Origin of the sequence: Bacillus sp. 3a, from assembly GCF_017161885.1 — a bacterium.
In the GTDB taxonomy this organism is placed as follows: Bacteria; Bacillota; Bacilli; order Bacillales; family Bacillaceae; genus Bacillus; species Bacillus safensis.
Genome location: NZ_CP067376.1, coordinates 2,634,621 through 2,660,507, shown reverse-complemented (window position 1 = coordinate 2,660,507; position 25,887 = coordinate 2,634,621). Strand labels below are relative to the sequence as shown.

Genomic DNA, 25,887 nt, shown 5'->3' with positions numbered 1-25,887 from the left:
TTTTTTATTTATTTTCTCAGCTTGAGCACAAGATCTTCGTCAGGCGTGACAAATAAAGTTTGCTGCTGATCATACGTAACAAAGCCTGGCTTTGCTCCGTTTGGTTTTTTCACATGCCGGATTTTTGTATAGTCGACAGGTACGGAGCTGGACTCTTTTGCCTTTGAAAAATAGGCGGCAATTTGAGCCGCTTCAAGCAGCGTTTGTTCATCAGGTGCTTGGTGGCGGATGACGACATGTGACCCAGGAATATCCTTTGTATGCAGCCAAATATCATCACGAGCAGCTGCCTTTGTAGTCAAATACTCGTTTTGTTTGTTGTTTTTTCCGACTAAAATTGGTATGCCTTGGGATGATTCATACGTTTCGAGCTGAATGGCCGCCGGTTTTTTCTTTTTGGCGAGACGCTTTTGTTTGGCGCGTAAATATTTTCCTTCAACAAGCTCTTCTCTCATTTCCTCTAAATCCTTCGGTGAAGCAGAGGACAGCTGCTGAATCAGCTCTTCAAAATAAGCAATTTCTTCATGTGTCCGCTTAATTTGTTCATTTACAGCTTCTACAGCATTTTTTGCCTTTTGATATTTTGTAAAATATGCCTGGGCATTTTCAGAAGGGGTTTTGTTTGTTTTGAGCGGAATCGTGATTTCTCCGCCGTCTTCATCGTAATAATTGATGACAGTCGCTTCTTTATCCCCTTTTTTAATCGCATATAAATTGGCTGTTAACAGCTCACCATAGAGCTGATATTTGTGTGCACCTTGAGATTCTTCAAGGGTTCTTTTTAGCTTTTTCAGCTTGTTTTCATTTTTCTTTTTTTCATTTACGACAAACCGTTCAAGGTCCGCTGCCTGCTGTTTGACTCTATCTCTCTCAGCTTTTCCAAAATAAAAGCGGTCAAGCAGCTGGCTGAGTGAGTCGAATGTCTTCATCTCGCCATGGACATGCTGAAGCTCTAATAAATAGAAATACTCTTTTCCGTCTTTTCTTGTGAGCTGCGGTGTAAAAGAATGCATGCGAATGAGCTGGAACATGTCGAGCAGTGTATTTGGAATCGTTTCTTGATTGGCAAGACCGGCCCGGTGTACAACTTCCTTTGCAAACAGCGGGGAAACCCCAGAGAAGGTATCGACAATTTGATTTGCGATCTTTCCTTCTTGAAAGCGTAAATGCTTCAAAATATCATCCTTTGTCACGTCAAAAGGATTCAATTTTTGCTGCGCAGGCGGCAGAAGGTATTCATGACCAGGAAGCACCGTTCGATAGCTGTTCACAGATGGAGAAAGGTGTTTCAAACCATCAATGATCTGCTGCGTTCCATCCTCTACCAGAATGAAATTACTATGACGTCCCATGATTTCAATGTAAAGCTTACGCGTCTGCTCATCGCCAATTTCATTTCTGCTTCTTACATGAAGCACGATCACCCGGTCAAATCCAATCTGTTCAAAACGTTCAATGAAGCCGCCCTCAAGATGCTTTCTGAGGAGCATACAAAACATTGGCGGCTCGCTTGGATTGTCGTATTGATGCTCAGTGAGCTGCACTCTCGCATAGCTCGGATGAGCCGATAAAAGGAGCTTATGATTTTTTCCGTTTGCCCGAATATGAAAAATCAGCTCGTGCTTATATGGCTGATGGATTTTAGAAATCCTCCCGCCAGTTAATGTCTCTTGCAATTCATTTGTCATACCATATGTAAAAATGCCGTCAAATGACATGTTGGATACACCCTCTTCTTCCACACAAATCTACTGAAAGAACTTCCGTTTTCTCGTTCTTTAGGCAGTCTTATTATTATAGCATGATTTAGGACGAGTCTGAATAAACTGGCTTATAGAACACTGCATATGAGAGAGAACAAAAGAGGAGTGGACGAGGTCAAATGAATTGGCATGAACTGAACCAAACCGATTTATTAAAAACCATGAATACATCGATAGGTGACGGACTGTCAGAAAAAGATGTACAAAAGCGGCTTGAAAAACACGGGCCAAATGAATTGCAGGAAGGAAAAAAGGCGTCGGCTCTGATCATTTTTTTAGCACAGTTTAAAGATTTCATGGTGTTAATCTTGCTTGCAGCAACAATCATTTCTGCCTTTTTAGGAGAATACATTGATGCTGTTGCGATTGTAGCCATTGTTTTGATTAATGGTGTACTCGGCTTTTATCAAGAGCGCCGGGCGGAAAAATCCCTTCAAGCGTTAAAAGAATTATCAACTCCGCATGTATATGCAAGGAGAAATAATGAATGGGTCAAGATCCCGTCTAAACATCTCGTGCCAGGGGATATTGTGAAATTTTCAAGCGGAGACCGGATTGGGGCAGATATTAGATTACTAGAAACAAAGAGCTTAGAAATTGAGGAGTCCGCTCTCACTGGCGAGTCTATCCCAGCGGTCAAACACGCAAGTCCTCTTTCAAGCAGCCATGTCTCACTTGGAGATTTGACGAACATGGCCTTTATGGGGACGCTTGTTACTAGAGGAAGCGGCGTAGGGGTTGTCATTGGTACAGGAATGAATACGGCAATGGGACAAATTGCCGGTATGCTGGATGCAGCAGGTAATATGGAAACGCCGCTGCAAAGGCGTCTCGAGCAGCTCGGGAAAATTCTGATTGTGGCTGCTTTATTTTTAACGGTGCTCGTAGTGATTCTCGGTGTTGTGCAAGGACATGAATTGTATCATATGTTCCTAGCGGGAGTATCTCTTGCTGTTGCGGCGATTCCAGAAGGACTGCCGGCGATCGTCACTGTTGCACTTTCCCTAGGGGTGCAGCGGATGATCAAACAAAAATCGATTGTCAGAAAACTCCCGGCGGTGGAAACACTCGGCTGCGCGTCAATCATTTGCTCAGATAAAACAGGAACGATGACGCAAAATAAAATGACTGTGACCCATGTATGGGCAGAGGGGAAAACGTGGAATATTTCTGGCACAGGCTACGAGCCATCCGGTGACTTTACCTTAAACGGAGAAATCGTCCATGCCGACAAGCACCCAAGCCTGCAAAAGGTGTTATTATACGGGGCGCTTTGTAATACTTCGACCATCGTTGAAAAAGATGGAGAGATGAGGCTTGATGGCGATCCGACAGAGGGGGCGCTTCTTACCGCAGCACGTAAAGCGGGTTTTACAGAGCAATTCATTGAAGCTGGATTTCATGTCATTGAGGAGTTTCCTTTTGATTCAGAAAGAAAGATGATGTCAGTCGTCGTTGAAACGAATCAAAAAGAGCGGTATGTCATTGCAAAAGGTGCGCCGGATGTACTAATGAACCGTTCAAGTCATATCATGCACGGCGGGCGCACAGCTTCTTTTTCAGCAACTCACAGGCAAGAAACAGAAGCTGCGATTCAAGGCTTAGCAAGACAGGCGCTTAGAACCATTGCCATTGCGTATAAAAAAGTCGGTCTGACAGACAAAATCACCTCTGTACAGCAGGCTGAAACCGATTTAACATTTATCGGGTTAGAGGGCATGATCGATCCACCGCGTCCTGAAGTCAGACGAGCGATTAAAGAGTGCCGGGATGCCGGGATTAAAACGGTCATGATTACAGGCGACCACGTGGAAACGGCCAAAGCGATCGCAAAAGACTTAAGCCTTTTACCGAAGCAAGGACAGGTGCTAGACGGAAAAGCACTTGATCAGATGAGCGACAAAGAGCTTGAGCAAACGGCTGAAAATGTATACGTCTTTGCCCGGGTTTCCCCTGAGCATAAACTGAGAATTGTCAAAGCCTATCAAAAAAATGGGCATGTTGTGGCGATGACAGGTGATGGGGTCAATGATGCGCCTGCCATTAAACAAGCAGATATCGGCATCTCCATGGGCATCACTGGAACAGACGTAGCCAAAGAAGCGTCTTCTCTTATTTTACTTGACGACAACTTTGCGACCATTAAATCCGCCATTAAAGAAGGCCGGAATATTTATGAAAACATTCGTAAGTTTGTCCGCTATTTGCTGGCATCAAATGTCGGGGAAATTTTGGTCATGCTGTTTGCGATGCTCCTCGCGCTGCCGCTGCCGCTCGTTCCTATACAAATCTTATGGGTAAACCTTGTCACAGATGGTCTCCCGGCTATGGCACTTGGCATGGATAAGCCAGAAGGCGATGTCATGAAGAGAAAGCCGCGGAATATGAAAGAGGGCATTTTTGCAAGAGGGCTTGGCTGGAAGGTCATCTCAAGAGGATTCCTCATCGGGCTTGCGACCCTTTTGGCATTTATATTTGTGTATCACCGCGATCCAAACAACCTGCAATATGCACAGACTGTCGCATTTAGTACGCTTGTTTTGGCGCAGCTCATTCATGTATTTGACTGCCGCAGTGAACGGTCCATTTTTGAACGTAATCCATTTGGAAACCTTTATTTGATCGGTGCGGTTTTGTCATCACTTTTGCTCATGCTTGTGGTCATTTATTACCCGCCGCTTCAGCCGATTTTCAAAACGGTCGCGGTTGCACCGATTGATTGGCTGCTGATCATCGGGATGTCTGCACTGCCAACTTTTTTACTGGCAGGATCACTTTTGACAAGAAAAAAATAATTGATTATGGTATAATTTTGAGGTAATAGTGTCTGCTATTACCTTTTTCATTTTATTAATATGAAAGAATTGGGTGTTTTGACATGATACGCAGTATGACGGGATTCGGCCAAGCGAGTAAAACGGATGGAGAACTGACAGTGTCAGTTGAGCTAAAATCGGTCAATCACCGTTTTAAAGAGGTTCATGCCCGTTTGCCGAGGCCGCTTTTATATTTCGAAGATACATTAAAAAAGATCATTCTTCGTCACGTGCAGCGCGGTAGAATTGAGCTGTTTGTCACGATTGAAGGCGGTAAACTAGCAAGCCGGTCCTTACAGATCGACTGGCCGCTGCTTGATGAATACATGAAAGCCGCAAAAGACCTCGAGGAACGCTATCACATTTCAGGCATTCAGCATGCACATGACTTACTGGGGCTGGAGCTTGCCGTTCAGGTGGAAGAGTCAGCCAGCCGAAATGAACAGTTAGAGCAGCTGCTGATGGAAGCTTGCGAGGCTGCTGTCAAGGAGCTTTGCTTCATGAGAGAGCAAGAGGGAGCATCCCTTCAAAAAGACTGTGAACTGAGGCTTTCTGAACTAGAGGCCTATACAGAAGAAATCAAAGTCTTTGCACCAGAGGTTGTTAGTCAGTACAAAGAACGATTGAATCAGCGATTGCAAGAATGGATCGGAGAGGCGCTTGACGAGAGCAGACTGACTACAGAGGCAGCCATCTTTGCTGACCGGTGTGACATTACAGAAGAGATTACGAGATTAAAAAGTCATTTTCAGCAGTTTCAGCAAATCTTGCTGCAAGGCGGTGCTGCCGGCCGAAAACTTGACTTCCTTGTACAGGAGCTCAACCGTGAAGTGAACACCATTGGATCAAAAGCGAACCATCACCATTTAACAAAGCTGGTGGTTGAAATGAAAAGTGCTATTGAAAAAATAAAAGAACAAGTGCAAAATATAGAATAGTCATTGTGTATGCTGTTTACAGTGCGTCTCTTTCGGCGAGACTAGAGACGTTTATATTACAGGGGGACGAAAGAAGATGACCATAAAGTTGATCAATATCGGATTTGGAAACATCATTTCAGCGAATCGGATGATTTCGATCGTCAGTCCGGAATCAGCACCGATTAAACGAATGATACAAGACGCAAGAGATCGAGGCATGCTCATAGATGCTACATACGGAAGAAGAACCCGTGCTGTTGTCATTATGGACAGTGACCATGTCATCTTATCTGCCGTTCAGCCTGAGACTGTCGCGCAAAGACTTTCTGTAAAAGAAGAAATCATAGATGAAGGGCAGGGGTAATACGCCATTATGAAAGAAAGAGGACTTTTAATCGTTCTCTCTGGACCTTCGGGAGTTGGAAAAGGAACGGTCAGACAAGCCATTTTCTCCCAGGAAGATACGAAATTTGAATACTCTATTTCTGTGACAACGCGCAAACCGCGTGAAGGTGAAAGAAATGGTGTCGATTATTTCTTTAAAACCAGGGAAGAATTTGAACATATGATTGAAAACAAAAAACTGTTAGAATGGGCAGAGTACGTCGGGAATTACTACGGCACGCCTGTTGACTATGTAGAACAGACATTGAGCGAAGGAAAAGATGTTTTCCTTGAAATTGAAGTGCAAGGCGCACTTCAAGTAAGAGAAGCATTCCCAGAAGGTCTTTTTATTTTCCTTGCACCGCCTAGTCTTTCAGAACTTCAAAACCGCATCATTACTCGCGGTACAGAATCTGAGGAGCTCATTCGAAACCGAATGGCCGCTGCGAAAGAAGAAATTGAAATGATGGATGCTTACGACTATGTCGTTGAAAACGATGATGTCGAGCTTGCTTGTGAAAGAATCAAAGCGATCGTCCTTGCAGAACACCTGCGCAGAGACAGAGTCGCACCAAGATATAAAAAAATGCTGGGGGTAGAATAAACCATGTTAGATCCTTCAATTGACTCATTGATGAACAAACTTGATTCAAAATATACACTTGTAACAGTGTCTGCACGCCGTGCACGTGAAATGCAGATCCACCAAGATCAGCAGATTGAAAACACAAAGTCTTACAAATTCGTAGGCAAAGCACTAGAAGAAATCGACGCTGGTCTTTTGACATTTGAAAAAGAGGATCAAGAATAACACATCGCTTCTGCAATGCAGATACGATACGTTCAAAAAAGTCAAAACTATGATTGGTTTTGACTTTTTTGAATTGTAGACGAATTTGTGAAAAAGGCCGTTAAGGGGGACAAACAAATGTTACAGTCAAAAAATATTTTGCTCGGTGTCAGCGGAGGAATTGCCGTATATAAAGCAGCAGCACTTACTAGTAAACTCGTACAAGCAGGCGCAAATGTCAGAGTGATTATGACGGAATCTGCTCGTGAGTTTGTGTCTCCGCTTACCTTCCAAGCACTGTCTCGGCATGAGGTATATGTAGATACATTCAAAGAAAACAATCCAAAAGTCATTGCACATATTGACGTAGCTGACTGGGCCGATCTCATTCTTGTTGCCCCTGCAACAGCACATACGATTGGTAAAATGGCCGCTGGACTTGCAGATGATATGCTCACGACGACTTTGCTTGCTTCAACAGCGCCTGTATGGATCGCACCAGCGATGAATGTGCATATGTACGATCACCCGGCTGTGAAACGGAACATTCGCACATTATATGAAGACGGCTACCGGTTTATTGAGCCAAGTGAAGGTTATTTAGCCTGCGGGTACATTGGAAAAGGGCGACTAGAAGAGCCTGAAAAAATTGTGGAACACATCCGGGCCTTTTTTGAAGAGCCAAAAAGCTTACCGCTCTCAGGTAAAAAAGTTGTGGTGACAGCAGGTCCTACTCGTGAAGTCATCGATCCTGTCCGGTTCTTTACAAACCGTTCTAGTGGAAAAATGGGCTATGCGATTGCAGAGGCTGCTCAGCAAATGGGGGCAGATGTGACGCTGATTTCTGGACCTGTTTCTTTAACTGAACCTGACCATGTGCATGTAGTGCACATTGAATCAGCTGAAGAGATGTATCAAGCTGCGCTAGATGTATACGGAGAAGCTGATCTTGTTATTAAATCAGCAGCTGTCGCCGATTACACCCCTGTCACGACATATGCTCATAAAATGAAAAAACAGGACGGCGCTCTGGACATTGAATTCACCCGGACAAAAGATATTTTAAAAGAGCTGGGGAAAAGAAAAGAGCATCAAGTGCTGATCGGATTTGCAGCTGAAACGCAGGATGTAGAATATTATGCGAAAAAGAAAATTGAATCCAAGCATCTAGATATGATTGTGGCCAATAACGTCACTAAAGAAGGTGCAGGCTTTGGCACAGATACCAATGTGGCAGCGATCATCAAAGCAGATGGAACGAAAAAAGAGCTGCCGATGATGAGCAAAAAAGACCTCGCTTTTGAAATTTTAAAGGAGGCAATACAGCTGCTTCCAGAAGAGCGTGATCGCGCATGATTGCTGAAGTCATCGTAGATGTCACAACGAAAGCCATTGACCGGCCATTTGATTACCGTGTACCAGATCGATTCAAAGATCTCGTCAAAGCGGGAATGAGGGTGGTCGTTCCCTTTGGCCCGCGGAAGATTCAAGGGTTTGTGACAAAAGTCAAAGAGGAAACAGACATCAAGACAGGAAGCATCAAAGAGATAGTCGATTTATTTGATTTATCACCTGTTCTGACAGATGAGCTACTGGAGCTTTCCCACTGGCTGACGGAAAAAACATTGTCCTATCATATTACGGCACTTCAATCGATGCTGCCCGCAGCCATGAAGGCAAAGTATGAAAAAGAAATACAGGTGCTATCAGAGGAAGAACTTCCGCAGTCATTGAAAGAGCTTTTCGGTCAGCGAGAGAGCATTCTTTATGCTGACATCCCGGCTGAACAATTAAAACAGATTCAAAAGCATGTCCAAAAAGGTCATCTAGAGGTGAGATACCATGTCTCGCAAAAATCTGGAAAGAAAAAGGTCCGCATGCTCCAGTTGGCTGTATCGAAAGAAAAACTTGAAGAAAAGCAGCAGCAGCTAAAGAAAAATGCGGTAAAACAAAAGGCACTGATCTTTTACTTGCTTCAAGCGGGAGAGACAACCTTTTTAGCGAAAGACTTGCAGCAGCAAACAGGCGCGAGTTCTCAAACGCTTAAAACCTTTATTCAAGAAGGGCTGTTAACAGAAAACTATGAAGAGGTTTACCGGGATCCTTACCGTGATCGGGAGTTTACACCATCTGCATCACTTGATCTCACGCCTGAGCAAACAGAGGCGGCAAAACATATTCATCAAGCAGTCAGTGAGGACCAGCACGAAACCTTTTTGCTGCACGGAGTGACAGGAAGCGGCAAAACGGAGATTTACTTGCAGACAATTGATCATGTTCTTCAAAAAGGAAAAGAAGCGATCGTTTTAGTTCCTGAAATCTCGTTAACCCCTCAAATGGTGCAGCGATTTAAAGAACGATTTGGCTCAAATGTAGCCGTTCTTCACAGCGGCTTATCGACAGGAGAAAAATATGATGAATGGCGGAAAATCCATCGCAAGGAAGTCAAACTAGTCGTTGGCGCAAGATCTGCTGTTTTCGCACCATTTGAAAACTTAGGCATGATTATTATAGATGAAGAGCACGAATCCTCTTATAAACAAGAAGAAATGCCTCGTTACCATGCCAAGGATGTCGCCATTGAACGAGCAGTGCGGCATCAATGTCCAGTCGTATTAGGCAGTGCAACACCTTCACTTGAAACCTATGCACGTGCGAAAAAAGGCGTCTATACATTGCTCTCGCTCAAGCACCGCGTCAACCAGCAGCAGCTGCCGCACGTTTCGTTAATTGATATGAGAGAAGAACTAAGAAATGGCAACCGCTCCATGTTCTCAGAAGAATTAATGATCAGGTTAAAGGAAGTGCTTGAAAGAAAAGAACAAGCCGTTTTATTTCTGAACAAAAGAGGCTATTCATCCTTTGTGATGTGCCGTGATTGCGGATATGTGGAGCAATGTCCTCATTGCGAAATTTCTCTTACCTATCACCGCTATCAAAAACGGCTGAAGTGCCATTATTGTGGTCACGAAGCACCAGTACCTGCTGAATGTCCAGAATGCCACAGTGAGCATATTCGCTACTTTGGGACTGGCACGCAGCGAGTAGAAGAAGAACTGACAAAGGTGTTGCCTGAGGCGCGTGTGATCCGAATGGATGTGGATACAACGTCTCGTAAAGGTGCTCACGAAAAGCTTCTTACGTCTTTTGGCAATAAAGAAGCGGACATTTTGCTCGGGACGCAGATGATTGCAAAGGGGCTGGATTTCCCAGATGTCACACTTGTTGGTGTTCTCAGTGCGGATACATCCCTTCACATCCCTGATTTTCGTTCAAGTGAAAAAACATTTCAGCTTCTCACGCAGGTCAGCGGCAGGGCAGGGCGCCATGAAAAAGCGGGCTCGGTTATTATTCAATCGTATACACCTTCTCACTATAGTATTGAATTAACGAAGCAGCATGACTACGAAGCATTTTATGAACAGGAGATGCTGCATCGCCGCCACCAGTCCTATCCGCCTTATTACTTTTTGGCGATGGTGACAGTGTCACACGAAGAAGTGACGAAGGCAGCACATGTCACTGATCAAATTGTCCAGTTCCTAAAAATGAACTGTGCACCGAATACTCGAATCCTTGGTCCGGCCGCATCGCCAATCGCTAAGATCAAAGATAGATATCGGTATCAATGCGTGATAAAATACAAAAGGGAAAATGAACTGGCAAGTTTACTACGGAAAATACAAGACCATTATCAAAAGGAAATGGAACAAAAACAATTGATGATTTCAATAGATATGAATCCATATATGATGATGTAAAACGGAGGGCTGTAAGTGGCAGTAAAACCAATAGTCATACATCCGGCAGAAGTGCTTGAACAAAAGACAGAGCGCGTCGAGACGTTCGATAAAAAGCTTAAAAAACTGCTGGATGATATGTATGATACAATGCTTGAGCTGGATGGAGTTGGACTAGCAGCACCACAAATCGGTATTTCAAAAAGAATCGCTGTTGTAGATATCGGGGAAGAACCTGGCAGAATTGACTTAGTGAACCCCGAGGTGCTTGAAGTAGAAGGAAGCCAGACAGATATTGAAGGCTGCCTGAGCTTTCCATCTTTATACGGCACTGTAGAGAGACCGAACTATGTGAAGGTAAAAGCCTTTGATAAGAAAGGCAAACCATTTACAATAGAAGCAGACGGATTTTTAGCAAGAGCTTTATTGCACGAAATTGATCATTTAGACGGCATTTTATTTACGTCAAAAATCATTGAAACGTATACAGAAAAAGAACTTGCGGAAATGGAAGGGTGAAGAAAATGGCACGTATCGTATTTATGGGAACCCCTGATTTCTCAGTACCTGTGCTGCAAACACTGATAACAGAAGGATACGAAGTGGTAGGGGTTGTCACGCAGCCAGACCGCCCAAAAGGAAGAAAACGAGTGCTCACACCGCCTCCTGTAAAAGTGGAAGCCTTAAAGCACGGCATTCCTGTGTTGCAGCCTGAAAAGGTGCGCCTTGATGAAGAAATTGATAAGGTGCTTGCATTACAGCCGGATTTAATCGTCACAGCGGCATTTGGACAAATCTTACCAAAGCGATTACTCGATGAACCTCAGTTTGGCTGTATCAATGTTCATGCCTCGCTCCTGCCAGAACTAAGAGGCGGCGCGCCGATCCATTATGCGATCCTTCAAGGCAAAAAGAAAACAGGCGTTACCATCATGTACATGGTGGAAAGACTTGATGCAGGTGACATGATCAGTAAAGTAGAAGTAGAAATCGATGAATTAGACAATGTCGGAACATTGCATGACAAATTAAGTGCAGCTGGTGCCACGCTGCTAAAAGATACGGTGCCAAACGTTCTAAGCGGGTCTATTTCTCCGATTCCGCAAAATGAAGAAGCGGCCACATACGCACCAAATATTAAGCGGGAGCAAGAAAGATTAGACTGGACAAAAACCGGTGAAGAGCTTTACAACCAAGTTCGCGGGCTAAATCCTTGGCCAGTTGCCTATACTGAATGGAACGGCGCTCATCTAAAAGTATGGGAAGCGAAAAAGGTTCCGCTTCAAGTGCAAGAAGAACCAGGGAAAGTGATTGAACTTCAAAAAGAAGGTCCGGTCATTGGAACGGGGAATGAGCAAGGCCTTTTATTAACAGGTGTGCAGCCAGCTGGTAAGAAAAAAATGAGCGGCGAAGACTTCTTAAGAGGCGCAAATATCGAAATTGGACAGAAATTAGGGTTAATGAATGAAGAAAAGTAATGTGAGAGAAGTAGCGCTGGACGCTTTAATCAAACTCGAACAAAACCAAGCTTACAGTAATTTGCTGTTGCAGTCAGTCATGAAAGATAAAGACTTAGCTGATCAGGACAAACCGCTGTTAACAGAGCTTGTATATGGTACACTGCAGAATAAGCTGGCATTAGATTATATGCTGACGCCCTTTGTGAAAAAACCGCAAAAGGTCGCTCCATGGGTGATGCAGCTTTTGCGGATGTCTCTTTATCAAATGGTGTACCTTGAAAAAATACCAGATCGTGCAGCCATTCATGAAGCTGTCGAGCTAACGAAAAAGCGAGGGCACAAAGGCATTTCTTCACTTGTGAACGGTGTTCTTCGTTCCGTGCAAAGAGAAGGCGTTCCGTCATTTGATGCGATCAAAGACCCTGTAAAGCGGCTGTCCATTGAGACAAGCCACCCATTGTGGCTTGTGCAGGAGTGGGTTCAGGCGTACGGGTTTGAAGCGGCAGAAAGCATGTGCCGCATTCATTTAGTTCCGCCAAAGCAAACCCTTCGTGTCAATCGAATGAAAACTGACCGCACGGCACTGCAGCAAAAACTAATGGATGCAGGCATTGAAACGGAGCTTGGCGACTTATCTGAAGATGCACTTAAGCTCATGAAAGGGTCCATCGTCTCAACCCCTTCTTTTCAAGAAGGCTATGTGACGATACAAGATGAAAGCTCGATGCTTGTCGCAAGAGCGCTCGACCCTCAGCCGGGAGAAACGGTGCTTGACGCCTGTGCGGCTCCTGGCGGAAAATCAACACATATTGCAGAACGTATGAATGATGAGGGCAAAATTGTTTCTCTTGATTTACATGAACACAAAGTGAAACTCATCAAACAAGCAGCAAAACGTCTAAACCTTACTCACATTGAGGCAAAAGCACTTGATGCAAGGAAAGCGGCAGACTATTACAGCGAAGCTTCGTTTGACCGTATTCTCATTGATGCACCGTGTTCCGGTTTTGGCGTCATTAGACGAAAACCAGATATGAAATATACAAAGTCACAAGAAGACTCAGCAAGGCTTGCGGCTATCCAGCAGGCCATTTTAAAGGAAGCGGCCCCGCTTTTAAAACCGGGCGGAACCCTTGTATACAGTACATGTACAATGGACCCAACAGAAAATCAACAAGTGATTCATGCGTTTTTACAAGAACACCAAGACTTCGAACCCGATCTATCTCTTAATGAACGGCTGCCTGAGCAGGTTGCTCCGTTTGTTCAAAACGGAAGTGTACAAATTCTTCCTCATTATTTCGGAACAGATGGTTTCTTTATTTGCAGCATGAGAAAGAAGGGATAAAAAATGACAGAACAAAAAGTAAGAAAAGAACTGAAGACAGAAATGCCGTCGATCTACTCATTTGAGCTTCACGAAATGAAAGAATGGTTAAAAGAACAAGGCGAAAAGCCTTTCCGCGCAGCTCAAATTTTCGAGTGGCTTTATGAGAAACGTGTGACATCCTTTGACGATATGTCTAACCTTTCAAAGGATTTAAGAGAAAAATTAAAAAATCAATTTGCGATCACTACATTAAAAACCGTGATCAAACAAACGTCTCAAGACGGAACGATCAAGTTTTTATTTGAATTACATGATGGCTATACGATTGAAACAGTACTGATGCGCCACGAATACGGAAACTCTGTCTGTGTTACAACTCAGGTTGGCTGCCGAATTGGCTGTACATTCTGTGCATCTACACTTGGCGGGTTAAAACGAAACCTTGAAGCAGGAGAAATCGTTGCTCAAGTATTGAAAGTGCAGCAGGCACTTGACGAAACAGATGAGAGAGTCAGCTCGGTTGTCATCATGGGAATTGGCGAACCGTTTGATAACTTTGACGAAATGCTTGCCTTCCTTAAAATCATCAACCATGACAACGGCTTAAATATTGGCGCGCGTCATATTACAGTGTCGACAAGCGGAATCATTCCAAAGATCTATCAATTCGCTGATGAGCAAATGCAAATCAATTTTGCTGTCTCTCTGCATGCACCGAACACAGAGATCAGAAGCCGTCTGATGCCGATCAATAAAGCATATAAGCTGCCAAAATTAATGGAAGCCATTGAATACTACATTCAAAAAACGGGGAGACGTGTCAGCTTTGAATACGGCCTGTTTGGCGGAGTAAATGATCAAGTTCATCATGCAGAAGAGCTTGCAGACTTATTAAAAGGAATCAAGTGCCACGTGAACCTCATTCCGGTGAACTATGTACCGGAAAGGGATTATGTAAGAACACCGAGAGAACAAATCTTCCTATTTGAAAAAACGCTGAAGGAACGCGGCGTAAACGTAACAATTAGACGAGAGCAAGGCCATGATATTGATGCTGCTTGCGGTCAGCTAAGAGCGAAGGAGCGTCAGGAAGAGACGAGGTGACGAATGTTGATAAGGGCAGCCTTTCAAACCGATACAGGAAAAGTCCGTCAGCATAATGAAGATGATGCAGGTATTTTTGAAGCAAAAGAAGACACCCTTCTAGCTGTTGTAGCAGATGGAATGGGAGGTCATCTTGCTGGTGATGTCGCCAGTAGGATGGCCGTCTCTTCTTTAAAAGAATACTGGGAAGAAACATCATCAATCCCAGCAAAACCAGCAGAGCAAGAAAGCTGGTTAATCTCAAAAATAAGTGACATTAATGATCAAGTATATGAACATGCGAAAAACAATGAGGAATGCCAAGGAATGGGGACAACCATTGTTTGTGCGCTCGTTCATTTGCAAACGGTCACAATTGCCCATATTGGCGACAGCCGCTGCTACTTGCTAAGAGAAGGAGCACTGACCCAGCTAACAGATGACCATTCACTTGTAAATGAGCTTGTGAAAACAGGTGAAATTTCTAAAGAGGATGCAGAATATCATCCAAGAAAAAATGTGCTTACGAAAGCATTAGGAACAGATAAACACGTTCAAATCGATGCACATACCTTTGAAGTGGATCCAGGAGATCAAATCCTGCTTTGCTCAGATGGTTTATCAAATAAAGTAGAAGAAGAGAATTTGATTCATATTTTAAACCAAACGACCGCACCAGATGAAAAAGTAACAGCATTAATCCAAACAGCGAATGACAACGGCGGTGAAGATAACATTACAGCAGTATTGTTAGAAATCTCCTCCCAGCCAGAGGAGGGTGACAGCAAGTGTTGATCGGAAAACGGATCAGCGGCCGTTATCAGATTCTTCGCGTCATAGGCGGAGGCGGAATGGCAAACGTTTATTTGGCGGAGGATATGATTTTAGATCGCGAAGTCGCGATTAAAATTTTGCGCTTTGACTTTGCAAGCGATGATGATTTTATTAGACGTTTCCGGCGTGAGGCGCAGTCAGCCGCAAGTTTAGATCATTCAAATATTGTCAGCATCTACGATGTAGGGGAAGAAGATGACATTTATTATATTGTCATGGAATATGTCGAAGGGATGACGCTGAAAGAATACATACATGCCAATGGCCCGCTTCATCCGAAAGAAGCCGTTCGCATTATGGAGCAAGTGGTTGCGGCAATGGAAGAAGCCCATGCAAAGCAGCTCGTCCACCGGGACATTAAGCCTCACAATATATTAATAGACAACATGGGGAATATTAAAGTCACTGATTTTGGGATTGCCATTGCACTCAGCTCAGCGACCATCACCCACACAAATTCGGTTCTAGGATCCGTGCACTATTTGTCTCCAGAGCAAGCCCGCGGAGGTCTTGCGACGAAAAAGTCAGACATCTATTCACTTGGAATTGTGCTCTATGAACTCATTTCTGGACGCATGCCATTTGAAGGGGAATCAGCTGTCAGTGTTGCGCTGAAGCATTTGCAATCAGAGCCGCCATCTGTAAGAAGGTGGAATCCTTCTGTTCCACAAAGCGTGGAAAACATCATTTTAAAGGCAATGGCCAAAGATCCATTTTATCGATATGAAGATGCATCTGAAATGCAAAAAGATCTGCAAACTGCTTTCGACCCTTCAAGACTAAAAGAAAAACGCTTTGTCATTGAAGAGGATCATGAAGCAACGAAAGCGATCCCAATCATTCAAGATCATCAAGTCGATGAAGACAATGAAAAAACAGCTGTCCATCCGGTGCAAAAACCGAAGAAAAAAGAGAAACAAAAGCCGAAAAAGAAACGAAAAAAATGGCCATGGGTTGTGGCATCCATCCTGTTTATTCTAACGGCTGCGACCATTTTAGCCATCACTGTGTTTCCCGGACTGCTCTTTCCAAAAGATGTTGAGGTCTCTGATGTATCTGGCATGACGATTGAAAAAGCAGAGGACACCTTGAAGAAAGCCGGTTTTACCGTTGCCTCTGAACCAATTGAGATCGCTGATGAGAAAATTGAAAAAGGGCTTGTTGTCAAAACAGACCCGAAAATCGGCACAAAGGTAAAAGAAGGCACCGAGATTCAGCTGTACCAAAGTTCGGGCAAGGAAAAGACCGAATTACCTGATGTAACAGGTGAAAAGGTCGATAAAGCAAAAGAATTATTAGAGAAAAAAGGGTTTAAGCAAGTTGTTGTGGAGGAAGTAAATGATAATGACACCGAATCTGGGATTGTCATGGAACAGAAACCTTCAGCGAGTACTGAGCTTGTGGCAGCAGATGAAGAAGTGACGTTGACGGTCAGCATAGGTCCTGCCGATATTACTTTGCGGGATTTAACGACATATAGTAAACAGGCTGCATCGAATTATTTAGAGGATAACGGATTAAAGCTTGATGAAAAAGAAGCGTATTCTGATGATGTACCAAAAGGTGAGGTCATGAAGCAGGAGCCAGGAGCAGGTACTGCTGTGAAACCAGGGGATACGGTTAAGATCACCTTCTCACTCGGACCGAAGAAAAAACCGGCTAAAACGGTTACTGAGAAGATTGCCATCCCGTATGAGCCAGTCACTGAAGGGCAAGAGATGACCGTTCAGATTTCCATTGACGATGCTGAGCATAGCATTTCTGATTCATATGAAACCTTTAACATCACTGCACCAACTGAACGGACCATTAAATTTAAGATTGAACCAGGTCAAAAAGGATACTATCAAGTGACGGTTGATGATAAAGTCGTAAGCTCTAAAACAATCGAATACCCTGACGATGAATAAAGGAGGGACTTTATGCCTGAGGGCAAAATTATTAAAGCATTAAGCGGATTTTATTATGTGCTCGATGAGTCTCTAGAAAGTGGAAAAGTGATTCAGTGCAGAGCGAGAGGCATTTTTCGAAAAAACAAAATCACACCTCTAGTTGGAGATTATGTCGTATATCAAGCGGATAACGATAAAGAAGGCTATTTATTAGAAGTAAAAGAGCGGACAAACGAACTTGTTCGTCCGCCTATTAGTAACGTCGATCAAGCGGTGCTCGTTTTCTCTGCGACAGAACCGACCTTTAGCACATCGCTTTTAGACAGATTTCTAGTGCTGGTGGAAGCAAATGATATTAAGCCGATTATCTGTATCACAAAAATGGACTTATTGAAAACAGATGAAGAGCGTGAAAGTATTCAAGGCTATGCAGAGGACTATCGGCAAATTGGATATGATGTTCATGTAACATCCACGATCGAGGGAGACGGAATTGAAAAGCTGACCCCGCATTTTCACAATAAAATCACTGTATTTGCCGGTCAGTCTGGTGTAGGTAAGTCCTCCCTTTTAAATGCGATGAGTCCTGATTTGGCGCTGAAAACCAATGATATTTCCTCTCATCTTGGAAGGGGGAAGCATACGACAAGACATGTCGAACTCATTCGTACAGCAGAAGGGCTCATTGCAGATACACCTGGCTTTAGCTCGCTCGAATTTACCGGCATCGAAGCGGAAGATTTAGGCCTTTACTTTTTAGAAATCAAAGAGCGGAGTGCAGATTGTAAGTTTAGAGGCTGTCTGCACGTGAAAGAGCCTGGCTGTGCGGTAAAAGGCGCGGTCGAACAAGAGCAAATCAGAGCGTATCGCTATCAGCATTATTTAGAGTTTTTAACTGAAATCAAAGACAGAAAGCCGAGGTACTAACTCATGGTTTATATTGCCCCTTCCATTTTATCAGCAGATTTCGCCAATTTGGAGAAAGATATCCGTGATGTGGAACAAGGCGGAGCGGATTACATTCATATCGACGTGATGGACGGCCATTTTGTACCGAATATTACATTTGGTCCGAATGTTGTGGAAGCAATCAGACCGCATACAAAGCTACCGCTCGATGTTCACTTAATGATTGAACAGCCAGACCGGTATATTCCTGCATTCGCAAAAGCAGGTGCTGATATTATTTCTGTCCATGTAGAAGCTTGTCCGCACTTGCACCGCACGATACAGCACATAAAAGAACAAGGTGTAAAAGCAGGGGTCGTCTTGAACCCGCACACACCTGTTTCCCAGATTGAGCATGTATTAGAGGACGTAGACCTTGTCTTATTCATGACGGTGAATCCTGGTTTTGGCGGACAGGCGTTCATTCCATCTGTCCTCGAGAAGGTAAAAGAAGTGAAGTCCCTTAGCGAACAAAAGGGATTATCAGACTTACTCATAGAAATAGACGGCGGTGTCAATGTAGAGACTGCAAAGAGCTGTAAAGAGGCGGGCGCTAACTTACTTGTGGCCGGCTCAGCGGTATACGGTAAAAACAACCGTGCAGCCGCCATTCAGGCCATTCGAGAAGCGTAAAAAAAGGAACCAAAGTCACTCTGATCTTTGGTTCTTTTTACATGGAGAGGAGCGTATATCATGCACATACATATCGTAGCCGGCGGTCCTTTTAAATACATCCCGCCCCTTGAACAGGAAGCATCACAGGACGATATTCTCTGGGTCGGTGTAGACCGGGGGACGCTTTTTTTACTAGAACACGGCATCATGCCTGCCAAGGCTTTTGGTGATTTTGACAGTGTAACAGAAGAAGAGCTTTGTGAGCTGAAAAAGAAATTGCCTGCCCTGAATGTATTTCAGGCTGAAAAGGATGAAACCGATTTAGAGCTTGCGCTGAACTGGGCCATGCGCCAGCACCCAGCGCATATTCACATCTACGGCATTACAGGAGGAAGAGCTGATCACTTTCTAGGAAATATTCACCTTCTATATCAAGGCATTCAGCACAAGCAGAACATCACTCTTATAGATAAGCAAAATATCATTCAAATGTTTGGACCTGGTACATACGAAATAAAAGAAGACCCTGATAAAAAATATGTGTCGTTTCTGCCCTTTGGTACATCGGTTGAAAAGCTGACATTAAAAGGTTTCAAATATCCTCTGAAAAATTGTCATATTGAGCCTGGTTCCACACTATGTATTAGTAACGAACTCATCCACTCAAATGGTACTTTTTCTTTTCATGAAGGCATATTAATAATGGTAAGAAGCAAAGATTGACCAACCTATCAATGTGGATGGCTGATTAAGCTCAATTGTGCTGCAAGCGGTACTTTTAGGAGGGGGACAAAATGAAATTTTATACAATCAAACTGCCTAGATTTCTTGGCGGCATTGTCCGTGCGATGCTTGGTTCATTTAAAAAAGATTAATGAGTAATCTCCTTTATTTCCACATAAAAACGCCTGCTACAGTTTATTGTAGCAGGCGTTTACTCTTGCTTATACACGCTCAACTTTACCAGATTTCAAAGCTCGAGCTGATACATATACTCTTTTAGGCTTACCGTCCACTAGAATACGAACTTTTTGAAGGTTCGCGCCCCATGTACGTTTTGTAGAGTTCATTGCGTGAGAACGGTTGTTCCCAGCTTTTGTTTTTCTGCCTGTAATAACGCATTTACGTGCCATTTGTTTCCCTCCTAACTGCGAAAACATCATCATATTCTTCATATACGTACTTAGAGATGCCTCAAGATACTTTAATAATTTACCACAGCTTCAAGGGGTTTGCAAGGATTGTTTACTCCTCTTTCAAGAAAAATACCTTGACATCTTGATAAAAAATCAAGGCTATAGTATAAGTAGGATTGGGTCGGATTGAATGATTTCTTTTAAAAAGAAGGGTCTTATAGTAAAATAGTGATAACTCAGGGCAATTTCTCAAAAAGGGGGAACCAATGTGTCCATTGAACTTAGAACGAAATACGGACAAATTGATATATCAAATGAAGTCATTGCAATGGTGGCAGGAGGCGCTGCGATCGATTGCTATGGTATTGTTGGCATGGCGTCCAAAAATCAAATCAAGGACGGCTTGACGGATATTCTCCGCAAAGAGAACTTCAGCCGGGGTGTTCTTGTGCGTCAAAAAGAAGACCGCATTCATATTGATATGTACATCATCGTCAGCTACGGTACAAAAATATCAGAAGTCGCACATAATGTTCAAACGAAAGTCAAATATACGATTCATCACACAATCGGACTTTCTGTTGACTCGGTCAACATTTATGTACAAGGAGTAAAAGTTACGAACCCGTAGTAAGGAGGAAATATATTGTCTATTAGAAATCTTGATGGCCGTTCATTTGCAAAAATGATTCTTGCAGGTGCTCACCATCTTTCTCAAAACGCACAAATTGTTGATGCGTTAAATGTTTTTCCAGTGCCAGACGGAGACACGGGGACAAATATGAATTTGTCGATGACTTCAGGGGCAAAAGCAGTTGAAGAAACAAATACCGATCATATTGGGAAGGTCGGCGTGGCCCTCTCGAAAGGGTTATTGATGGGCGCAAGAGGAAACTCTGGCGTGATCCTGTCACAGCTCTTTAGAGGTTTCAGTAAACATATTGAACAAAAAGAAACGATTGATGCAAAAGAATTTGCTCTTGCCTTACAGGCGGGTGTTGATACAGCATATAAAGCCGTGATGAAACCGATTGAAGGAACGATCTTAACAGTTGCAAAGGATGCAGCAAAGAAAGCGGTTGCTGTTTCGGCAGCAGAGGATCAAATTGACCGCGTTTTAGAGTTAACGATTGAGGAAGCAAGAGCATCACTTGATCGAACGCCAGATCTGCTTCCTGTGTTAAAAGAAGTGGGTGTTGTCGATAGTGGAGGTAAAGGACTTCTATGCGTATATGAAGGTTTCCTTGCTTCATTAAGAGGAGAAGAGCTTCCTCCTAAAGCGGCTTCTTTACCTACGCTAAAAGAACTCGTTAGTGCTGAGCATCATAAAAGTGCGCAAAGCCACATGAACACAGAAGATATCGAATTTGGCTACTGTACTGAATTTATGGTGAAATTTGAAGAAGACAAACAGTCCTTTGATGAGAATGCCTTCAGAGAAGACTTAAGTGAATTCGGAGATTCACTTCTTGTGGTATCTGACGATACACTGGCGAAAGTTCATATTCATGCAGAGCAGCCAGGAGATGTCTTATCCTATGCACAGCGCTACGGCAGCTTAATTAATATGAAAATAGAAAACATGAGAGAGCAGCATAGCTCAATCGTGAACGAAGAAAGAGAACATGTGCCTGCTGCACCAAAAGCACCTGCTGCTGAAAAACAGCGCTTTGGCGTCGTCAGTGTCGCAATGGGAGAAGGAATTGCTGACTTGTTCAAAAGCATCGGAGCTTCCGTCGTCATTGAAGGCGGACAGACGATGAATCCGAGCACAGAAGACATTGTCACAGCAATAGAAAGCGTACATGCCGAAACCGTCTTTATCTTACCTAATAATTCTAATATTGTCATGGCAGCTAAACAGGCGGCAACTGTCTCAAACCGTGAGGTCGTTGTCATTCCGACGAAGACCGTTCCTCAAGGAATGTCGGCACTTCTTTCTCTCAATGAAGCAGCTTCAAATGAAGACAACGAAAGAGCGATGCTAGAAGCGATTGACCATGTGAAAAGCGGGCAAATTACCTTTGCAGTGAGAGATACTCAAATTGATGGCATCGACATTGCCAAAGGTGACTATATGGGTCTGTTCAACGGGAAAATCACCTTAACAGCGAAAAATCAATTAGATGCAGGAAAAGAACTTCTCACCAAAATGGTGACAGAAGATGATGAGATTGTCACCATCATTAAAGGGGAAGATGCATCATCTGATGAACTGGATGCACTGCAAGCCTTTATTGAAGAAACATTTGAAGATGTAGAAGTTGAAGTCCACGATGGAAAACAGCCGCTTTATTCATATATTTTGGCGGTTGAATAACGAAAGAAGGGCAAATAAAGCCCTTCTTCTTCTTTTGCAATTTTTTACTAGCCATTCCACGGTGAAATGAGTTGCGGGAAACGAATGAATCCATTAGTCTAAAGAAAGAACCAAACCATACGCGAGTGGTGATGAGAGGGGAAGACCTATGAAATTTAGAAGTGTGTTTGATATTATTGGACCTGTCATGATTGGGCCATCAAGTTCGCACACAGCGGGTGCGGCTCGTATAGGGAGAGTAGCTCGCAGCTTATTTGGAAGAGAACCGAAACGAATTGTCGTTTCATTTTATGGTTCTTTTAAAGATACGTATAAAGGACACGGTACAGATGTCGCCATTATTGGCGGTGTTCTTGACTTTGATACATTTGATGAACGAATCAAAACAGCGATCGATATTGCAAAAAGCAAAGAGATCGACATTGAATTTAAAGAAGAAGAGGCGGTGCCGGCGCATCCGAATACAGCAAAAGTAGAGATTTCAGATGCGAACGGAAGCCTTGAACTAATCGGGATTTCCATCGGCGGAGGTAAAATTGAAATCACAGAATTAAATGGCTTTGAGCTCAGGCTTTCAGGGAATCACCCTGCCATTCTTGTGGTTCATAACGATCGCTACGGGACGATTGCGGCAGTTGCTAATGTCCTAGCGAAATTCGCCATCAACATCGGTCATATGGAAGTGGCGCGTAAAGATGTCGGGCAAGAGGCACTGATGACCATTGAAGTGGATCAAAATATTGACCCAGCTGTCCTATCAGAGCTTGAAACGCTGCCAAACATTATTCAAGTCACACAAATTGCAGAGTAACAACAAGGAGGTTATGAATGATGTTTAAAAACGTCAAAGAACTCGTGCAGCTAACAGAAGAACGGAATACCTCCATTTCAGAAATTATGATTGTGCAAGAAATGGAAGTGACAGGGAAGTCACGTGAAGAAATTTTCTCCCAGATGTACCGCAACCTAGAAGTGATGGAGCAGGCCGTTGAAAACGGGCTGAAGGGTGTGAAATCATTATCAGGTTTAACAGGCGGAGATGCAGTCAAACTTCAAGCCTATATCGCATCAGGCAAAACACTGTCTGGTCATACGATATTAGATGCTGTCAGTAAAGCAGTTGCAACAAATGAAGTCAATGCCGCAATGGGAACCATTTGTGCAACGCCTACAGCAGGCTCAGCAGGTGTTGTACCAGGTACGTTATTTGCAGTAAAAGAAACATTAAAGCCAACAAAGGAACAAATGGTCAGATTCCTATTTACTTCTGGCGCATTTGGTTTTGTTGTGGCGAATAACGCGAGCATTTCCGGTGCAGCAGGCGGCTGTCAGGCAGAGGTAGGTTCTGCATCAGGTATGGCGGCAGCAGCGATTGTCGAGATGGCAGGCGGTACACCGCAGCAATCTGCAGAAGCAATGGCGATTACACTGAAAAATATGCTTGGACTTGTTTGCGATCCAGTAGCGGGACTTGTCGAGGTACCTTGCGTGAAACGAAACGCAATGGGTGCATCTAACGCGATGATCGCAGCAGACATGGCTCTTGCTGGCATCACAAGCCGCATTCCTTGTGATGAAGTCATTGATGCGATGTACAAAATCGGTCAAACGATGCCAACAGCTCTTCGCGAAACTGCACAAGGCGGTCTCGCTGCGACACCGACAGCAAGAGAGCTTGAAAAGAAGATTTTCGGAGGTGTGACCTCATCTCGTGATACAGAAACTGCAAGATAATGTCTCTGTCCTGAAGGGGATTGGAGAGGAAACCGAAAAAACACTCAATGAACTTGGAATCTACACAGTAGCCGATTTACTCGGCTACTTTCCTTATCGATATGACGACTATGAGCTTCGTAACTTAGAAGAAGTCAAACATGACGAACGTGTCACAGTTGAAGGAAAAGTACATAGTGAGCCCGTTCTCACCTATTATGGAAAAAAACGAAGCAGGCTGACATTCAGGCTGCTTGTCGGGCGTTTTCTCATTACAGCGATTTGTTTCAATCGCCCATATTTAAAACGAAGCCTTGTGTTAGGTGATACAGTTTCCGTTACAGGAAAATGGGATAAAAACCGTCAATCTATCATGGTGCAGGAATTTAAAAAAGGGACGCACGAGCAAGATGGCAGTATAGAGCCCGTTTATTCTGTAAAAGAAAATGTGACCGTGAAAATGATGAGGCGCTTTGTAAAGCAGGCCTTGTCACTTTATGCAGACAAAGCTGAAGATCCATTGCCAAATCAGCTTGTCTCTGCCTATAAACTCATGTCCTATCAGGAAGCATTAAAAGCCATTCATCTTCCAGAAACAAGAGACTCGCTCAAGCAAGCAAGACGCCGTTTTGTGTACGAGGAATTTCTCATTTTTCAGCTGAAGATGCAGGCGATTAGAAAGAAAGAACGAGAGAGAACATCAGGCATCCAGCATCCGTTTTCCAAAGAGGCTGTTTTTGAGTTTGTTAACAGCCTGCCATTTCCGCTGACGAAGGCACAATCAAGAGTACTTGATGAAATCATGTCGGACATGGCGTCTCCATATCGAATGAACCGGCTGCTTCAAGGAGATGTAGGTTCAGGGAAAACAGCTGTTGCAGCCATTGCGCTTTATGCCGCTCATTTATCAGGTTTTCAAGGTGCATTAATGGTCCCAACAGAAATTTTGGCAGAGCAGCATGCCGATTCACTTTACCAGCTGTTTGAAAAATGGGGGCTGAATATCGCCCTTTTGACAAGCTCTGTGAAAGGAAAGAGACGCAGAGAATTGCTTGAACGTTTAAAAGAAGGCGAGATTGACATATTAGTCGGCACGCACGCGCTCATTCAAGACGAAGTCGAATTTCAGCAGCTCGGTCTTGTCATCACAGATGAACAGCACCGGTTTGGCGTAGAGCAGCGGAAAAAACTGCGAAGTAAAGGACAGGACCCAGATGTCTTGTTTATGACGGCCACACCTATTCCGCGAACACTTGCGATCACTGTCTTTGGAGAAATGGACGTATCCGTCATTGATGAATTGCCAGCTGGCAGAAAACAAATCGAAACGTATTGGGTGAAGCATGACATGCTTGAGAGAATTCTTGCTTTTGTGGATAAAGAGCTGAGAAAAGGAAGACAGGCATATATCATTTGTCCGCTCATTGAAGAATCAGACAAGCTTGATGTCCAAAATGCGCTTGATGTCCATAGCATGCTCACTGAGGCATACCGCGGCAAGTGGTCGATCGGCTTAATGCATGGGAAGCTGGCGAGTGATGAAAAAGATCAGGTCATGAGAGCCTTTACCGCAAATGAAGTACAAATTCTCGTTTCAACCACAGTTGTTGAAGTCGGGGTCAACGTGCCGAATGCAACCATCATGGTCATTTATGATGCAGACCGTTTCGGACTGTCTCAGCTTCATCAGTTAAGAGGCCGGGTCGGACGAGGAGAGCATCAATCATTTTGTATTTTAATGGCTGATCCGAAGTCAGAAACGGGGAAAGAGCGGATGCGGATCATGTCCGAAACAACCGATGGCTTTGAGCTGTCTGAAAAGGACTTAGAACTAAGAGGACCCGGCGATTTCTTCGGTAAAAAACAAAGCGGGATGCCAGAATTTAAGGTAGCAGATATGGTTCACGACTATAGAGCGCTGGAAACGGCTAGAAAAGATGCAGCAGATCTTGTCCAATCGGACGCCTTTTGGACTGATCCCGAATACAAAGAACTTCGGCAAACGCTGATAGACAGCGGTGTGCTGGGAGGAGATAAATTAAGCTGATCAAACGCTGGAGGAATTTTCTTGTCTTTTTGAAACAAGGATTGATTTATCATCTATGAGATTATATACTACTATTAGTACCTAGTCATAAATGTA

At 43.7% G+C, this 25,887-nt stretch carries 24 protein-coding genes; 22 read left to right on the top strand and 2 right to left on the bottom strand.

The features are described from left to right. Window positions 1-8 precede the first annotated feature (8 nt). Complete coding sequence (locus JJ692_RS13485) at window positions 9-1,718, bottom strand: Rqc2 family fibronectin-binding protein (protein ID WP_206533875.1); 1,710 nt, start codon at window positions 1,716-1,718, stop codon at window positions 9-11. Window positions 1,719-1,882: 164 nt separating this feature from the next. Here JJ692_RS13485 and JJ692_RS13480 point away from each other — a divergent pair, with 164 nt between their 5' ends. The 17 genes from JJ692_RS13480 (at window position 1,883) to spoVM (ending at window position 19,450) form a co-directional block, all read left to right on the top strand. Next, window positions 1,883-4,558 (top strand): calcium-translocating P-type ATPase, SERCA-type, encoded by a 2,676-nt coding sequence (locus JJ692_RS13480; protein ID WP_206533874.1) that lies wholly within the window; start codon window positions 1,883-1,885, stop codon window positions 4,556-4,558. Window positions 4,559-4,641: 83 nt separating this feature from the next. Next, window positions 4,642-5,517, top strand: a complete 876-nt coding sequence (locus JJ692_RS13475; RefSeq protein WP_034281735.1) for a YicC/YloC family endoribonuclease — start codon at window positions 4,642-4,644, stop codon at window positions 5,515-5,517. 76 nt (window positions 5,518-5,593) lie between these two features. After that, on the top strand, window positions 5,594-5,863 hold the full coding sequence (remA, locus tag JJ692_RS13470) for an extracellular matrix/biofilm regulator RemA (protein WP_008344898.1): 270 nt from the start codon (window positions 5,594-5,596) through the stop codon (window positions 5,861-5,863). 9 nt (window positions 5,864-5,872) lie between these two features. Beyond that, complete coding sequence (gene gmk, locus JJ692_RS13465; RefSeq protein WP_024424214.1) at window positions 5,873-6,487, top strand: guanylate kinase; 615 nt, start codon at window positions 5,873-5,875, stop codon at window positions 6,485-6,487. 3 nt (window positions 6,488-6,490) lie between these two features. Next, window positions 6,491-6,694 carry a DNA-directed RNA polymerase subunit omega gene (gene rpoZ / locus JJ692_RS13460; protein WP_003211647.1) on the top strand — a complete coding sequence of 68 codons (204 nt, stop codon included), beginning with the start codon at window positions 6,491-6,493 and terminating at the stop codon, window positions 6,692-6,694. Between the two features lie 117 nt (window positions 6,695-6,811). Continuing rightward, complete coding sequence (coaBC, locus tag JJ692_RS13455; protein ID WP_044330707.1) at window positions 6,812-8,029, top strand: bifunctional phosphopantothenoylcysteine decarboxylase/phosphopantothenate--cysteine ligase CoaBC; 1,218 nt, start codon at window positions 6,812-6,814, stop codon at window positions 8,027-8,029. After that, window positions 8,026-10,434, top strand: coding sequence for a primosomal protein N' (gene priA / locus JJ692_RS13450; RefSeq protein WP_122631404.1), 2,409 nt, complete (start codon window positions 8,026-8,028; stop codon window positions 10,432-10,434). Before coaBC ends, priA begins: the two co-directional genes overlap by 4 nt. Window positions 10,435-10,449: 15 nt before the next feature. Next, complete coding sequence (gene def, locus JJ692_RS13445) at window positions 10,450-10,932, top strand: peptide deformylase (protein WP_024424211.1); 483 nt, start codon at window positions 10,450-10,452, stop codon at window positions 10,930-10,932. 5 nt (window positions 10,933-10,937) lie between these two features. After that, the gene (gene fmt, locus JJ692_RS13440) at window positions 10,938-11,891 is read left to right on the top strand and encodes a methionyl-tRNA formyltransferase (RefSeq protein WP_206533873.1); all 954 of its coding nucleotides are present in this window, start codon (window positions 10,938-10,940) and stop codon (window positions 11,889-11,891) included. Continuing rightward, complete coding sequence (rsmB, locus tag JJ692_RS13435) at window positions 11,878-13,221, top strand: 16S rRNA (cytosine(967)-C(5))-methyltransferase RsmB (protein WP_024426957.1); 1,344 nt, start codon at window positions 11,878-11,880, stop codon at window positions 13,219-13,221. Before fmt ends, rsmB begins: the two co-directional genes overlap by 14 nt. Window positions 13,222-13,224: 3 nt before the next feature. Next, the gene (gene rlmN / locus JJ692_RS13430; RefSeq protein WP_024424208.1) at window positions 13,225-14,307 is read left to right on the top strand and encodes a dual-specificity RNA methyltransferase RlmN; all 1,083 of its coding nucleotides are present in this window, start codon (window positions 13,225-13,227) and stop codon (window positions 14,305-14,307) included. 3 nt (window positions 14,308-14,310) lie between these two features. Then, window positions 14,311-15,081, top strand: coding sequence for a Stp1/IreP family PP2C-type Ser/Thr phosphatase (locus JJ692_RS13425; RefSeq protein WP_029706534.1), 771 nt, complete (start codon window positions 14,311-14,313; stop codon window positions 15,079-15,081). Continuing rightward, window positions 15,075-17,030 (top strand): Stk1 family PASTA domain-containing Ser/Thr kinase, encoded by a 1,956-nt coding sequence (pknB, locus tag JJ692_RS13420; protein ID WP_044330695.1) that lies wholly within the window; start codon window positions 15,075-15,077, stop codon window positions 17,028-17,030. Before JJ692_RS13425 ends, pknB begins: the two co-directional genes overlap by 7 nt. Window positions 17,031-17,042: 12 nt before the next feature. After that, window positions 17,043-17,939, top strand: coding sequence for a ribosome small subunit-dependent GTPase A (gene rsgA, locus JJ692_RS13415; protein WP_024424205.1), 897 nt, complete (start codon window positions 17,043-17,045; stop codon window positions 17,937-17,939). Window positions 17,940-17,942: 3 nt separating this feature from the next. Further along, window positions 17,943-18,593 (top strand): ribulose-phosphate 3-epimerase, encoded by a 651-nt coding sequence (gene rpe / locus JJ692_RS13410; RefSeq protein ID WP_122631402.1) that lies wholly within the window; start codon window positions 17,943-17,945, stop codon window positions 18,591-18,593. A gap of 60 nt (window positions 18,594-18,653) precedes the next feature. Next, window positions 18,654-19,298: a thiamine diphosphokinase gene (locus JJ692_RS13405; protein ID WP_087975454.1), complete on the top strand. Its 645-nt coding sequence runs from the start codon at window positions 18,654-18,656 to the stop codon at window positions 19,296-19,298. Window positions 19,299-19,369: 71 nt separating this feature from the next. After that, window positions 19,370-19,450, top strand: coding sequence for a stage V sporulation protein SpoVM (gene spoVM, locus JJ692_RS13400; RefSeq protein WP_008354550.1), 81 nt, complete (start codon window positions 19,370-19,372; stop codon window positions 19,448-19,450). 69 nt (window positions 19,451-19,519) lie between these two features. On the opposite strand, the gene rpmB is transcribed toward spoVM, so the two are convergent. Then, complete coding sequence (gene rpmB, locus JJ692_RS13395; protein WP_003212514.1) at window positions 19,520-19,708, bottom strand: 50S ribosomal protein L28; 189 nt, start codon at window positions 19,706-19,708, stop codon at window positions 19,520-19,522. Between the two features lie 271 nt (window positions 19,709-19,979). On the opposite strand from rpmB, the gene JJ692_RS13390 reads away from it, so the two are divergent. From JJ692_RS13390 to recG, 5 genes are all read left to right on the top strand, one after another. Then, entirely contained in the window at window positions 19,980-20,342 is a 363-nt protein-coding gene (locus JJ692_RS13390; RefSeq protein ID WP_008344871.1) for an Asp23/Gls24 family envelope stress response protein, read from the top strand. A gap of 15 nt (window positions 20,343-20,357) precedes the next feature. Next, window positions 20,358-22,031 (top strand): DAK2 domain-containing protein, encoded by a 1,674-nt coding sequence (locus tag JJ692_RS13385; protein WP_151039469.1) that lies wholly within the window; start codon window positions 20,358-20,360, stop codon window positions 22,029-22,031. Window positions 22,032-22,179: 148 nt separating this feature from the next. Beyond that, window positions 22,180-22,842, top strand: a complete 663-nt coding sequence (gene sdaAB, locus JJ692_RS13380) for an L-serine ammonia-lyase, iron-sulfur-dependent subunit beta (RefSeq protein WP_024424201.1) — start codon at window positions 22,180-22,182, stop codon at window positions 22,840-22,842. A gap of 20 nt (window positions 22,843-22,862) precedes the next feature. Further along, window positions 22,863-23,765: an L-serine ammonia-lyase, iron-sulfur-dependent, subunit alpha gene (gene sdaAA, locus JJ692_RS13375; RefSeq protein ID WP_024424200.1), complete on the top strand. Its 903-nt coding sequence runs from the start codon at window positions 22,863-22,865 to the stop codon at window positions 23,763-23,765. Then, complete coding sequence (gene recG, locus JJ692_RS13370) at window positions 23,743-25,791, top strand: ATP-dependent DNA helicase RecG (RefSeq protein ID WP_151039470.1); 2,049 nt, start codon at window positions 23,743-23,745, stop codon at window positions 25,789-25,791. The genes sdaAA and recG overlap by 23 nt, the downstream gene beginning before the upstream one ends. Window positions 25,792-25,887: the final 96 nt, after the last annotated feature.